The sequence below is a fragment of the Pedobacter sp. KACC 23697 genome (assembly GCF_045348445.1).
Classification (GTDB): domain Bacteria; phylum Bacteroidota; class Bacteroidia; order Sphingobacteriales; family Sphingobacteriaceae; genus Pedobacter.
The window spans coordinates 2,355,791-2,368,399 of sequence record NZ_CP157485.1 but is presented as its reverse complement, the minus strand read 5'-3'; the positions used below and the strand labels follow the sequence as shown (position 1 = coordinate 2,368,399).

Genomic DNA, 12,609 nt, shown 5'->3' with positions numbered 1-12,609 from the left:
GAAAATTATTTGGATAGCGGTATTAAAGCTTAAGGTTAACTTTCATGTGCTTTTAAAACCATTTCAATATTAAATAACGCAAATAGAACACCATTTTTGTACATCGTGAATTGTAGATTTTAAAATAAACTCTTCTTAAAAGTAATACTGAATTTGCTTTTTGCTGCATTTTTAAAAATTACTGATTATTTCCCGTCCTGTCAATTTGTAATTATATTTGTTGGAGATGAAAAGCGAGCAGATACAGGAAACCTTCGGAAACATTGATATTTATTTATTCGACCAGTTGTTAAAAGGCACCTATAATGAGTGCAAAACTGTTTTGGATGCCGGATGTGGAACAGGAAGAAACCTGCTTTACTTTCTGAAAAGTGCTGTACAGGTTTATGGGGTAGATCAAGATCCTGAAGCAATAGCGCAGCTTAAAACTCTGGCAAGTGCCTTTCCCAACATTAATCCCGAAGAAAACTTCAGCATAGCGCCTGTAGAACAGTTACCGTTTGAAAATGAAAGTTTTGATCTGGTGATCAGTTCTGCTGTACTCCATTTTGCAGAAAACCAGGAACATTTTGAGGCAATGTTAACCGCCATGTGGCGTGTACTTAAAAAAGGTGGATATTTCTTCTGTCGCCTGGCCTCAGAAATTGGTATTGAGTCACTAGTCCATTTTATCGGAAATGGCAGGTATATTCTTCCGGACGGATCGGAACGGTTTTTGGTTAACCAGGAAATGCTGTTGAGACTCACCAAAAATCTTGGTGGACAACTTCACGAGCCGATCAAAACGACCAACGTACAGAATAGAAGGGCCATGACCACTTGGTGCGTGCAGAAATCATATTCGTTTTAAAAAGCTGGCATATGTGATCAGCTAAATAATTTTGGCTTATTGATGAAAAACTGGAATCTACCATTATCTATGGCAAACGTGTACTGCCTGCTAGTTTGTTTTAACCAATTCGACCCTTCTGTTTTTTGCTTTGTTTTCTTCAGAATCATTGGCAACCAAAGGACGTTCCGCACCGAAACCCTTGGCTGACAGGCGTGATTTTGCGATATGATGTCTAATCAGCGCTGCCATCACGGCATTTGCCCGGTCGGTCGACAATTTTTTGTTATGAGCGGCATCACCGGTATTATCAGTATGACCTTCGATGCTAATTTTAAGGCTTTCATCTTTATTTAAGGCTTCAGCAATTTGAGTCACAGTTTCTTCACCATTGGTTGTAATGGTCGATTGATCAGTATCGAAGTTAATATATAGGATAGACTTCCCGGTGTTGGCCAGATCTTTAATGATAACGTCAGCAGTAATCTTACTAATAGTTTGGGTTAAGGCTTGTTGTTGTAAAACATTCAGCTTGGCGCTAGCATTTGTAGCTGAATACTGCACGAGGATATTCCCTTTATCTTTACTTCGAATGGCATAAACATTAATTTGCTCTCCATCATAACCAATGTCTCCCTCGCCACCTTTGTTCGGATCTTGCTTATTGTACCGCTGATATTCCTCATTGGTAATGGTTCCGGTAAATATTTTGACGGCTCCAATTGATTTAAGATAATTGTCTATGCTACTTTCAAAATAGTGCTGAGAGAATTTGGTTCCCTCCTGGCCAGTTATGTAAGCCTTGTATAATTTGCCTTCAAAGCCTTTCATAATCCCGTTCACCGGGAAAAAGCATATGTCAAAATCATTTAACAGGGGTTTGTTCATTTCCGTCAGCCCTTTAGGCAATGTGAAAAAAGGAAATACGCCGAGATCTGCCTTGGTGTAGGGTACTGTTTCGAAACTAAAATCCGGCGTGGAGTCCGGTGTTACCTGTTGCTCAACTGCTGGTTCTTCCTGTTTAGCGGCTTTTGCTTCATTTTCTTTTGGCTTTTGTTTACAGGAAATAACAATGGTTGCAAATGCAAATAAAAATCCAATTTTTTTCATACGTGTATGAATTTTAGTTACGGGTAAAACTATTCGTCTATTCATAAAGCTGCCTTTTAGGTGCTTAACGGGATTTTGACTTTTCGATTTAACCAAAAATGCCTGAGCGAATTTAACAGTAAAAATTGGACATCATTCCAAATTCACAGCCGTATTTTCCCTCAATAATGAAAAATACTGAAATACCAGTAGAAAAAAATACTGCAATTAAGTCATCTTTATTCGATAAGTTTTTGCGTTCGAGTAGTAGCTTGATGCTATTTGTCTCGGCATATATACCCGGAAATACTGATCAAGTACATAAATTTGTTGCTTCAGGAAATGGTCGTTGCGTTAACTGTTGTCAGGGGAGCAGGTTTCTGTTAAAATTTACCGCTCACCATTCATTTTAAAATCGCCTGCAACAACCGTTGGTTTTATGAATTTAGGATTCTGGAAACGAAAATTAAAAACATTGCCTCCCGACAGATGTTCTAAATCTATATTCTGAAAAAATCAATAAAGTATAAACCTATGAAATTCTTAAAGACAACATCCGCAAATGGCGAAGAAATTAACCTTCATTATCAGGACCTGGGTAAGGGTATACCGGTAATACTGATTCATGGCTGGCCGCTTGATCATCAGATGTGGGATTATCAATCCACTGCTCTAACCGATGCAGGATTCAGGGTAATCAGTTATGACAGGCGTGGCTTTGGTAAATCAGACAAACCGCTGGAGGGTTACGATTATGATACGCTGGCAGATGATTTAAAGGCGCTCATTGATGAGCTTGCATTGGAAAATGCGGTACTGGCCGGGTTTTCGATGGGCGGAGGGGAAGTAGTGCGCTACTTCAGCAGACATGGTGGCAAAGGCGTTTCGAAAGCAATTTTAATCAGCTCTATAGCGCCCTTTATGCTCCAAACCCCCGACAATCCGGATGGGGTTCCGCAAGAGAAAATAGATGAGATCACAGCTGGGCTTATTGACGACCGCCCCGGATTTTTGGGCACTTTTACTAAACAATTTTACGGGCAAGGATTGCTTAATAAACCAGTGAGCAGTGAAAGATTGGCAACCGATCTCAGCATTGCGATGCAGGCCACTTTAAAATCGACCCTTGGCTGTGCAGCAGCATTTTCTTCGACTGACCTAAGGGCAGAAATATCGTCGCTAAACGTACCTGTACTTATTATTCATGGCGATGAAGACCAGACCGTGCCAATCAAAGCAACCGGAGAGCAGGCTGCAAGGCTTTTACCTCATGCAACCTATATTGTTTATGAGGGTGAGCCACATGGCCTTTTCATTACCGCAAAAGATCGATTGAATGCAGATCTGATTGATTTTATACGTAAGTAATCATTCAGGAGATCAGGTAAGAGCCAAATAGCTCTGCCAGAATAATTTACTGGTTAATAAAAAGTATGGTAGCGGTATATTCCGCTACCTGTTTACGATAAAATCATCAACCGGGTATTGCCTAAAGGTAGAGTCTGATTTATGGTTTGTATCCAATTCTTTCCAGCCGTCAATTGATGGAGGCCGTTACAAACATATCACTTAATATTTTATCCCTTTGTTTAGAACCTGGAGCAAGAAATTTGTAGCCCCTTGTCATGGCTTAGCGATAAAATGGCCTTCTGATTTCCATTTATGTGCTGATGACGGGGAAGCAAATTGGTAGTTTGAAAGAAGTTGATTGCCATGCTTTATTTTTTCCCCATTTTTGGGGCCAGGGTTAAAAACATTCTCTTGCCTTCTAATTTTGGCAACAGTTCAACTTTGCCCACCTCTTCCAGGCTTTGCGCAAATCTCAACAGTAGAATTTCGCCCTGGTCTTTATACACTATAGAACGGCCTTTGAAATGAACATAGGCGCGTACCTTTTCACCGCTTTCCAGAAAAGAAACTGCGTGTTTAAGTTTAAATTGAAAATCATGATCATCTGTATTCGGGCCGAAACGGATATCTTTGATAATGGTCTGTTTGGCCTTACTTTTAATCTCCTTTTGTTTCTTTTTCTGTTCGTAAAGAAATTTGCTGTAGTCGATAATCCGGCAAACGGGTGGGATGGCATTCGGTGAGATTTCAACCAGATCCAGATCCAGCTGTTTAGCCATTTGGAGTGCTTCTGTGAGTGGGTAAATATTGGTTTCAACATTTTCACCGGTCAAGCGCACCTCCGGTGCGGTTATAAACTCATTTATTTTATGTTCTGCTTCTTTTTTTCTGAAGGGCAAGCGTGGGCCCCTGTAAAATCCTGCTTTTTTTAATGCCAAATTTGAAAAGTTTTAATGAAAAATTCTATTACCTTGAGCGGTTAATTCGGACTATTATAGTAATATAGCTTTTTTAGCGGAAAAAGCCTAGCAGCTCGCGAAATCATGACGCTATAAGTACATTTCGGCTATTTTTTTCTGTAATCATGCATCTGTGAGCTGTTTTGAAAAGCCATACGCTAATTATATTCCTTATTTAGCTTGTGGTAACTTCGTTCGTTACCTTATCTTCAATTCTTAGCGCTTCATAGGTGATGAGCATAAAACCTGATATCAACAGTACCAGTGCCAAAAATTGCAAAAGTTTTTCAGTGCTCCTGGTATTGACCATCCTGTCTGTACAGGTAAATTCATTGATCCCGGTTAGTTTTCTCCGCTTGTTTCTTCTCCGGATTGCGAAGATGAAAATAAATGTCCCAAAAATCAGCGCTAAAATACCGCTAATAAAGGGCATTGTGGTAAAAGTTAAGGTTTCCTGTGTTTCTATCATATAAAAAAGACGAATAGAAAGCTAAAAAGTTTAAAAAAAATATTTTTTAAGTGTTTGAATCGGAGTTGTGGTAAATGCCGGTTGCGAATCACCCTAAAAGGTGTAATAGGTCTTTACCAAAACCCGAATGAACTGATGCCGGATGATGAATGCATCCCCCCGGCACCAGATTAAATTTTTATGGATGACCATTTCCGCCAGCGGCACCATATATCTGCCCGGTTGCATAGCTGGCAAGACTATCTGCCAATTGTACAAAAATTGATGCAAGTTCTGCAGGCTGTCCCGGGCGTCCAAGCGGGGTAACTTCGCCAAATTTTACAATGGCATCTTGGGGTTGACCTCCACTGGTTTGCAAAGGTGTCCATACGGGCCCTGGTGCTACTCCGTTTACCCTGATCCCTTTTGGCCCCAACTGTTTGGCAAGTGATTTTACGTAGGCAACGTTTGCCGCTTTGGTCTGTGCATAGTCAAAAAGATTTTCTGACGGATCGTATGCCTGCACTGAACTGGTTGCGATAATGACTGCACCTTCTTCAAGCAACGGCAGTGCCGCTTTAGTTATCCAGAAAGGTGCATATACGTTAGTTTTCATGGTCGTATCAAAATCTTCAGTTGTGATGTCAAGCAAAGATTCAATGGCCTGCTGGTGGCCTGCATTGTTGACCAGGATATCGATCCCGCCAATTTTTTCTGCAGCTTCCGCAACAAGTTGACGGCAGAAATCTTCTGAGGTGATATCTCCCGCAATACCAAATCCCTTTCTTCCGGCTGCGGCGATCAAAGCTAAAACTTCGTCCGCATCAGATTGCTCCTGCGGAAGATAATTGATCACTACATCAGCACCCTCGCGTGCATAGGCTATAGCCACCGCTCTTCCTATTCCGGAATCACCACCTGTGATCAGTGCCTTGCGTCCTGTTAATCTTCCAGAGCCTTTATAGCTATGTTCTCCATGATCTGGAATCGGATCCATTTTTGAGGCCAGTCCAGGTACCTGCTGCGGTTGCTTTACAAATGGTGGCCTTGGATATTTCGTTAATGGACTATCAATTTTTTTTTCGTTTTCAGACATTTTTGTGTTGTATAATTTGTCAATGAATTTGCCGATAACTATTAATGTAAGCTTTTTTTAGTTATCCTATCATTTATGCAACACGGCTTCTTTATCTTTTGTTTAATTAAAAGGACAATTAGATCAAATTGGCATATCTCCGGCTTGAACTTTTTTATGGCCATAAAAAGCTGATCAGTAAGCGTTCATTGTACATGGTTAAGCATATGTTTGGTCAATAGCTATGGCTATTACGATTTATTTGATTTCACCAAAACATATTTATACCCGCCATGTTGTATTTAGAAATTACATTAAACTATGGAAAATACAGAAAAAACAGTTGAAATCTTAAATGACCTCATTCAGATCAACAATGATAGAGCAGATGGTTTTGATAAAGCAGCAGCCGATCTAAAAGACGAAAACATTGATTTAAAGGCAACTTTTGATAAACTATCATCTGACAGCCGCGACAATGTTATAGAACTGGCTGGATTAGTTGGTAGACATGCGGAGACCCCCGATAACGGAAATACGATTTTAGGGACCCTGCACAGAGCCTGGATCGATATTAAAGCAACTTTTGGTGGCGATGACAGACACAGTATCCTCGCGGAATGTGAGCGCGGTGAAGATGCAATTAAAAAGGCATACCGTGATGCACTAGCAGAAAATGAGCTTGGGGAAAATATCAGAACGGTATTGTTAAAACAACAGGAAGGTATTAATACCAGCCATGATGCAATCAAAGCATTGAGAGATGCTCATGCTTAAGTCACTCATATTTTTTTAAGTAAAAAGCCATCGAAATTAAATTGATGGCTTTTTTTTTCGCTCATACCATCAACCTTCGGTCTGTATAATCGTCAGCATTTACTTTTCACTTTCTTAATCTAAAATAGCAGTAAGCGAGGCTATACTTTTCTTCATGGAAAGTTTTTTTAAACTTTTGCAACATGCTTTCAAATAAGTTATGTGTTAGCATAAATACAGAAGTGAGCAAAAAACGTTTTAAATTTTATAATATGAATAAATACATTAAATTAGTATTTAAACTACAAAATCAATATTATGAAAAACACAAAATTGTTAATGCTTTCCTTAGCAGGATCGCTGTTGCTATCTCAGGCATGTAAAAAAGCGAATAATGATGCGCTAAATGTTTCGGAGAAAAAAAATACCGTAGAATTGCGGCAGGGCTATTATTTAGGGTCATTGATCAGTTATGAGCGGATTAACGGTAAAAACATCTTCAATGGCGATATGGTTATTCCTGATGAACAAATCACCACAAAACTCCCTGAAGTAACAACTGAAGGACATGGTCCGGCTGGTGCTTACAAGTGGCCAAACCATAAGGTTTCATATCGGTTTGCCGCTGGATTTACCACTGCACAGACAAACACAATATTAACGGCAATGGCCGACTGGACAGCAAAATCTGGAATTATATTCGAAGCAGTAACTTCGGGTTATTACCTGACTATCCAACCTGGGAGTGTAAACAATTGCACGGTAGGCTATGTCAGCGGAGCCACGATGAACCTTTCAAATCCGGAAGCTAAAGGCATTGTTGTCCATGAGTTGGGGCATGCCATCGGATTACACCATGAGCAGCTACGTGCAGACCGTGACGCTTACATTTTAGTCAAATGGGATAATATAAATGCATCAGATCAAGCTGGATACAATAAACTTACCGGTATGAATTATGGTGGGACTACATTTGATATCAGTTCTATCATGCTGTATGGATCATACAATGGTTATGGCGCGATAAATAGTAGTCTTCCGACCACCACACGATTGGATGGTTCTACCTGGATCGATAATTCCTGGAGCGGTACAAAATCCCCATCTACCAAAGATGCCAGCTGGGTGAAAACTATTTATGGTATTTAATTTTAGGTTCTTGGTTAATTTGCTAAAAACCGATGTTTGATGTATCAGACATTAATTAATTACTGGAAAAATGAAAAACGGGAACCTCTCCTAAGATAGTTTCCCGTTTAATCTAAATTAACGCTCTCGTATGTATAAGCGTAATTTTATGATATTTATTGTGCCTGGAAAAAAAAACTGTTTTATCAGCATTTTAAAAGCACTTTAATACCAGGTTTGAATCTGATCTTATTGTCTAGCTGTGTCCGGCAGCTGCAATATATTCGGGGTCTACAGGAGAGGTCATATCGCCCGGGGTATTATCAAGATAAGATTGCTCAAGTTTGCCCAGTAAGGTTTTAAGCATACTGATCCTGGCGATTACTTCATCTTTTTGTGCTAAACTGTGCTCTGGAGCACCGTCCATGGCATTAATCGTGTCTATGGCGTAGTCCATAAACCCTTTCGCATTTTCGGATAATGTTAAGTTTTCCATAGTAGTAATTGTTGGGCTGCATTTGGTGCAGACGCTATTGTAATACAAATTTTAAGCTGATTGGTTTGGTGCGTACTCAAAATTGCTTATTCCTTTGGGTTACCTATTCTATCCAGCCAAGCCGTTTCATGTAACCTGTTCAGCGATAAGTTTTGTTAAATGTCATAAATAATTACAGGCATCATGAGATGCCTTGAAAAATGTTGCTTCCCGGGATTAATCCAGTATGCTTTCAGTTTTCTTCTGATCTGTCGGGTGGCTTTCATAGGCCCGGTTTCTGTAATCCTGCTGAAAGGCACCATAATCAGCACATACCAGGGCTGCCTGTTCGGTGGCTATGCTTATGATTTTTTCCCGCCATCCCGCTTTAATGGCAAAAGCTTTGAGGTCATCTTTTGTGGCAGATCCGTCCATTCCTGAACTCCTCAGCTGCGAGGATGCAGTAAGCATGCCCATATCATCAATTACCTGATAAAGTTTACGGTATTCTTCTTTTATGAGTTTAAACTTAAGGGTGTCCTTTACAGGCTGCAATTCCTGAACCACGTAATCCTCGCCTTTGAATGTTGCCGTAGACAGCAGAGATGCTGAAACATGTTGCATGCGTTTTTGTACCGTAACAATCCGCTCGGCCTCATTTTCCCAATTGGGTTGTGGAATATCCAAATAGGGTGATATAGAAGATGGATAAGCCTGTTTCATGTCGATGAGCAGGTAGCGGTCTTTTTTACGTATGCTCTTAAGCAGAAACAGGTATCGTTTCTGTCCCAGACTTCCCGTTCCTGCAAGGCGGTAGACTACATCTTGTACGTGGTAATTATATGGGCTATCGCTGTTTTGAGACAGCCAACTTTCCATATGTCTGATCAGTTCGGCTTTTAATTCTTTTTTCAGTTTGAAGTGCCGCTCATCACTGGTGTCAAGCTGCAGCTTTCGTCCTTTTTTTAACGTCCTTTTCTGTAATAGCTCATCTGCAGAACTCCTTTCCGCACGTCTTAAAAAATCACCCGTGATGCCTTTGGATGTTCTTGGATCCAGGTCCATAGCTTTTCCACCGATCAGGGTTGTTCCATAACTTTTCAGGAATAGCGCTGCCATATTCATGGCCTGTTCTCCATCAATTTCCAGGGTTTGAAAAGCGATAAAGATACTGGTCACCAAACGCACCACTTCCCAAAGCACTGGTGCCTTTACAGCTTCATCGAAATCATTGAGATCAAAATACACCAGTTTGTTATCACCTTTATAACTGCCGAAATTTTCCAGGTGCAGGTCGCCGCTGATCCATCCGACAGGCGATTTAGGCATTGTTTTCAGTGAAGCGATCCTTTCATAGAAAAGATGACAGGTGCCACGGTAGAACCTGAATGCATTTTCCAGCATTGCACTATATTTAAGCCTGATGATTGATGGCAGTCGATTTTTATTGAATGCTTTTATTTTATCGGAACGTGCTGACATATGTTGATTTATGGAAAGAAATGAGTTAGATTTAATGAATTTTTGACCAGTTTTTTATTGATCAGGTTTTTTCTTGAAAATTGCCTTTGCAGAAACTTAAATTATAGCTAGTACAACCTGATGGGCCTAATGGTTTTGGGTTGTGTATAGATATTTGATATCCAGCAATATATTTTTTTGGTTTTAACTTCATTTGTTATCTGTAGAAGCAACCTAGTTTTATTAGCCTCTTAGTAATTGCCATCCAGTTTTTTGTGATCAATAACTTTAAACCGCCAGTTTGCATGATTTCTTTTTTTATAAAAATGTTTGACATCTATTTTAATAATCTTTACTTTGATCAAAATTAACAGGCAACTAAATAACAGCCTCTCCAATGTTCAAAGATCCCTTATCTGTTTGTGGCAGGATCCGCCGTACGGAATTTATCTTAACCCAAATCTTTTATGCGATTGTTTACTTTTTTGTGCTGATTTTTGAGAAAAATAAGTCAGTTGACCGCTGGATTGAAATTACCATGTTATTACCAATATATCCGGTGATTTCTCGGGGTGCAAAACGCTGTCATGATTTAGATAAATCAGGCTTGTATAAGTTAGTACCGTTCTCTGCGCTGGTGATGTTTTTTTCGGCTGGTAATTTTTACTCCTGTAGACATACTTAATCATTTAAAATAAAACGTTCAACCCGTAAAAACATGAAGTTTCCAAAAACGATTTCCATTGTACTGTTATTCACCCTTGTCAGCTCTGCTCTTCTGGCTCAGGAGACCGCAAAACCCGATCCTGTAAGTATTGTTAAAAACTGTATAGAGGCTAGGGGTGGTGAAACTTTTCTACGTGGTATTACAACTTTGTACAGTAATATGAAAACAGAAATGGAAGGTAGGGAGGTAAATTACATCACAAAAGAGATGTTGCCAAATAAGGGGAGTTTTAAGATTGTATACAAAGGCAGAACCGTATTTCAAAATTGGTTCGACGGGAAAACAGCTTTTGAAACCGTTGATGGCGAGGTTAAGAAAGCAGATCTGGCTGAATTCAAGGACAAGTTCGATAGAACAAACATTTTTAATGAACTCGATTGGATCATGCCCGAACTATGGACACTCGAATTTGCGGGTGAAGAGAAGGTGGGAGAAAAGGACTGCTATAAGATTAGGGCAAAGCGCAAAAGCGGGCTGGTAGAGCTTTTGTATTTTGATAAAGAAAGCAAGTTGCTTATGCGGGATGATAAGATAGAGGACATAAATAAAAATAGTTTTGCTACAACACTTTATGTGGGTTATAAAAAATATTCAGGACTAACCTTTGCATCCGAGATGAAAATCGGTGATAAAGACAGTTTACAAACCCTGACTGTTGTTGAACTGAAGATTAATTCAGATGTAAGTGAGGCTGACTTCAGACCTTAATTTGTTTTATCTTTGAACTCTATTTAGTTGTTTTTGAGTTGCTTATGGGTAGTATTTGATGATTACTTTCCGATACAGAACTTCGTAAAAATATTCTCCAACAGATCATCGGTCGTTACGGTACCGGTAATCTCACCCAGATAATGCAGTGCCTGTTTAATATCCATGGCTAAAAAATCAGAGGTTACCGGATTATCTACATTGGCTAAAACCCTTTGCAACGCATGTTCGGTTTGCTTTAAAGCCTCTACATGGCGGATATTGGTAACCAAAGTTTCGCCGGTATTGATATGGTGCAGGTTAACCTGCTCCAGCAAAGTGGTTTTTAATTCCTCTATACCCTGTTTCTCTTTGGCTGAAATAAAAACGACGTTCAAGGCTTCGAAAGCTTTGCGCTGTTCATCGTTAAGGAGTTCGGCTTTGTTGACTAAAATTAAATAGGGGATGCCCAATTTTGCCAGACCGCTGATCTGCTCTTCAATTTCTGTAATGCTTTGAGCAGCATCGGCCATGTAAATGATCAGTTTGGCCTGTTTCATTTTTTCTAACGTGCGTTCTACGCCTAAGGCTTCGATGATATCGGCCGTATCGCGGATTCCTGCCGTATCAATAAAACGGAAAACAATGCCACCTATGGTCAGTTCATCTTCAATGGTATCGCGTGTAGTGCCGGCAATATCCGAAACGATGGCGCGTTCTTCGTTCAGCAGCGCATTTAATAAGGTAGATTTGCCTACATTAGGTTTACCGGCAATTACAATAGGCACGCCATTTTTAATCACATTCCCCATTTCGAAAGAGGAAATAAGGCGTTGTAAAACGTAATTGATTTTATTTACCAGGTTTTTTAGCTGCTCGCGGTTGGCAAACTCTACATCTTCTTCTGCAAAATCGAGCTCGAGTTCAATCATGGAAGCAAAATGGATCAACTGTTCGCGTAAGCCCTTTAATTCGTTGGCAAAACCACCGCGCATCTGCTGCATGGCCACATCATGCGAAGCCTTGGAGTTGGAGGCAATTAAATCGGCTACAGCTTCGGCCTGACTCAGATCGAAAGCACCGTTTAAAAAGGCACGCAAAGTAAATTCACCAGGTTTGGCCGCCCGTGCACCTTTGCTGATTAACAGGTTAATAATCTGTTGAATAATATAATTAGAACCATGGCAGGAAATTTCGACCACATTCTCTTTTGTATACGATTTTGGGGCAACAAATAAACCCGCTACCACTTCATCCACAATATGATCGCCATCTTTAACCAGACCAAAATGTAAGGTATGTGAGGCTTGCTTTTCTAAATCTTTCCCGGCAAATACGGCATTGGTGAGTGAAATAGCCTCCGGGCCAGACAAACGGATTACGCCAATGGCACCAGAACCTGAAGGAGTAGATAAAGCAATAATGGTATCTTGATTGTTCATGTGTGTTATTAAAGCTGCAAAAATAAGGCTAATCTATGGGGATATGGTGTTAGACAAGTAATTTTTTTAATTAGTATTAATTGGGTAATTGTTTAATCGATTAATTGTCTCCCAACTCTAAACTGATTCTTGCCACCAAACGCCAAATACCACACGCAAAGCAATTATTTCAAAACATTTTAA

Annotated in this window: 13 protein-coding genes; 6 read left to right on the top strand and 7 right to left on the bottom strand. The window is 39.9% G+C overall.

Going from position 1 to position 12,609, the window contains the following annotated elements; all coding sequences use genetic code 11:
* Window positions 1-226: 226 nt before the first annotated feature.
* On the top strand, window positions 227-850 hold the full coding sequence (locus ABEG20_RS09305) for a class I SAM-dependent methyltransferase (protein WP_406827097.1): 624 nt from the start codon (window positions 227-229) through the stop codon (window positions 848-850).
* 90 nt (window positions 851-940) lie between these two features.
* Here the strand turns inward: ABEG20_RS09305 and ABEG20_RS09300 are convergent, their stop codons facing one another.
* Complete coding sequence (locus ABEG20_RS09300) at window positions 941-2,035, bottom strand: OmpA family protein (protein WP_406827096.1); 1,095 nt, start codon at window positions 2,033-2,035, stop codon at window positions 941-943.
* 417 nt (window positions 2,036-2,452) lie between these two features.
* Between ABEG20_RS09300 and ABEG20_RS09295 the strand changes: the two genes are divergently transcribed.
* Complete coding sequence (locus ABEG20_RS09295) at window positions 2,453-3,286, top strand: alpha/beta fold hydrolase (RefSeq protein ID WP_406827095.1); 834 nt, start codon at window positions 2,453-2,455, stop codon at window positions 3,284-3,286.
* A 350-nt stretch (window positions 3,287-3,636) separates the two neighbouring features.
* Here the strand turns inward: ABEG20_RS09295 and infC are convergent, their stop codons facing one another.
* The 3 genes from infC to ABEG20_RS09280 form a co-directional block, all read right to left on the bottom strand.
* Complete coding sequence (gene infC / locus ABEG20_RS09290) at window positions 3,637-4,206, bottom strand: translation initiation factor IF-3 (RefSeq protein WP_406827094.1); 570 nt, start codon at window positions 4,204-4,206, stop codon at window positions 3,637-3,639.
* 196 nt (window positions 4,207-4,402) lie between these two features.
* Window positions 4,403-4,696 carry a hypothetical protein gene (locus ABEG20_RS09285; protein WP_406827093.1) on the bottom strand — a complete coding sequence of 98 codons (294 nt, stop codon included), beginning with the start codon at window positions 4,694-4,696 and terminating at the stop codon, window positions 4,403-4,405.
* 178 nt (window positions 4,697-4,874) lie between these two features.
* Window positions 4,875-5,771, bottom strand: a complete 897-nt coding sequence (locus ABEG20_RS09280) for an SDR family oxidoreductase (RefSeq protein ID WP_406827092.1) — start codon at window positions 5,769-5,771, stop codon at window positions 4,875-4,877.
* Window positions 5,772-6,071: 300 nt separating this feature from the next.
* Between ABEG20_RS09280 and ABEG20_RS09275 the strand changes: the two genes are divergently transcribed.
* Both ABEG20_RS09275 and ABEG20_RS09270 read left to right on the top strand, forming a co-directional pair.
* Window positions 6,072-6,527 carry a PA2169 family four-helix-bundle protein gene (locus ABEG20_RS09275; RefSeq protein WP_406827091.1) on the top strand — a complete coding sequence of 152 codons (456 nt, stop codon included), beginning with the start codon at window positions 6,072-6,074 and terminating at the stop codon, window positions 6,525-6,527.
* Between the two features lie 297 nt (window positions 6,528-6,824).
* Window positions 6,825-7,655 (top strand): M12 family metallopeptidase, encoded by an 831-nt coding sequence (locus ABEG20_RS09270; RefSeq protein WP_406827090.1) that lies wholly within the window; start codon window positions 6,825-6,827, stop codon window positions 7,653-7,655.
* A 235-nt stretch (window positions 7,656-7,890) separates the two neighbouring features.
* On the opposite strand, the gene ABEG20_RS09265 is transcribed toward ABEG20_RS09270, so the two are convergent.
* On the bottom strand, window positions 7,891-8,130 hold the full coding sequence (locus ABEG20_RS09265) for a hypothetical protein (protein WP_406827089.1): 240 nt from the start codon (window positions 8,128-8,130) through the stop codon (window positions 7,891-7,893).
* Window positions 8,131-8,346: 216 nt separating this feature from the next.
* On the bottom strand, window positions 8,347-9,591 hold the full coding sequence (locus tag ABEG20_RS09260) for a DUF2252 domain-containing protein (RefSeq protein WP_406827088.1): 1,245 nt from the start codon (window positions 9,589-9,591) through the stop codon (window positions 8,347-8,349).
* A 376-nt stretch (window positions 9,592-9,967) separates the two neighbouring features.
* On the opposite strand from ABEG20_RS09260, the gene ABEG20_RS09255 reads away from it, so the two are divergent.
* Together ABEG20_RS09255 and ABEG20_RS09250 are read left to right on the top strand one after the other, a co-directional pair.
* The gene (locus tag ABEG20_RS09255) at window positions 9,968-10,255 is read left to right on the top strand and encodes a DUF805 domain-containing protein (protein ID WP_406827087.1); all 288 of its coding nucleotides are present in this window, start codon (window positions 9,968-9,970) and stop codon (window positions 10,253-10,255) included.
* Window positions 10,256-10,288: 33 nt separating this feature from the next.
* Complete coding sequence (locus ABEG20_RS09250; RefSeq protein WP_406827086.1) at window positions 10,289-11,005, top strand: hypothetical protein; 717 nt, start codon at window positions 10,289-10,291, stop codon at window positions 11,003-11,005.
* 62 nt (window positions 11,006-11,067) lie between these two features.
* Here ABEG20_RS09250 and mnmE read toward each other — a convergent pair whose 3' ends face one another.
* Window positions 11,068-12,426 (bottom strand): tRNA uridine-5-carboxymethylaminomethyl(34) synthesis GTPase MnmE, encoded by a 1,359-nt coding sequence (mnmE, locus tag ABEG20_RS09245; RefSeq protein ID WP_406827085.1) that lies wholly within the window; start codon window positions 12,424-12,426, stop codon window positions 11,068-11,070.
* Between the last annotated feature and the right edge of the window lie 183 nt (window positions 12,427-12,609).

Bases quoted from the DNA above. Each gene is read 5' to 3' on its own strand.
- ABEG20_RS09305 (WP_406827097.1), top strand. From the start codon at position 227: ATGAAAAGCGAGCAGATACAGGAAACCTTCGGAAACATTGATATTTAT.
- ABEG20_RS09295 (WP_406827095.1), top strand. From the start codon at position 2,453: ATGAAATTCTTAAAGACAACATCCGCAAATGGCGAAGAAATTAACCTT.
- ABEG20_RS09285 (WP_406827093.1), bottom strand. From the start codon at position 4,696: ATGATAGAAACACAGGAAACCTTAACTTTTACCACAATGCCCTTTATT.
- ABEG20_RS09280 (WP_406827092.1), bottom strand. From the start codon at position 5,771: ATGTCTGAAAACGAAAAAAAAATTGATAGTCCATTAACGAAATATCCA.
- ABEG20_RS09275 (WP_406827091.1), top strand. From the start codon at position 6,072: ATGGAAAATACAGAAAAAACAGTTGAAATCTTAAATGACCTCATTCAG.
- ABEG20_RS09270 (WP_406827090.1), top strand. From the start codon at position 6,825: ATGAAAAACACAAAATTGTTAATGCTTTCCTTAGCAGGATCGCTGTTG.
- ABEG20_RS09265 (WP_406827089.1), bottom strand. From the start codon at position 8,130: ATGGAAAACTTAACATTATCCGAAAATGCGAAAGGGTTTATGGACTAC.
- ABEG20_RS09260 (WP_406827088.1), bottom strand. From the start codon at position 9,591: ATGTCAGCACGTTCCGATAAAATAAAAGCATTCAATAAAAATCGACTG.
- ABEG20_RS09255 (WP_406827087.1), top strand. From the start codon at position 9,968: ATGTTCAAAGATCCCTTATCTGTTTGTGGCAGGATCCGCCGTACGGAA.
- ABEG20_RS09250 (WP_406827086.1), top strand. From the start codon at position 10,289: ATGAAGTTTCCAAAAACGATTTCCATTGTACTGTTATTCACCCTTGTC.
- mnmE (WP_406827085.1), bottom strand. From the start codon at position 12,426: ATGAACAATCAAGATACCATTATTGCTTTATCTACTCCTTCAGGTTCT.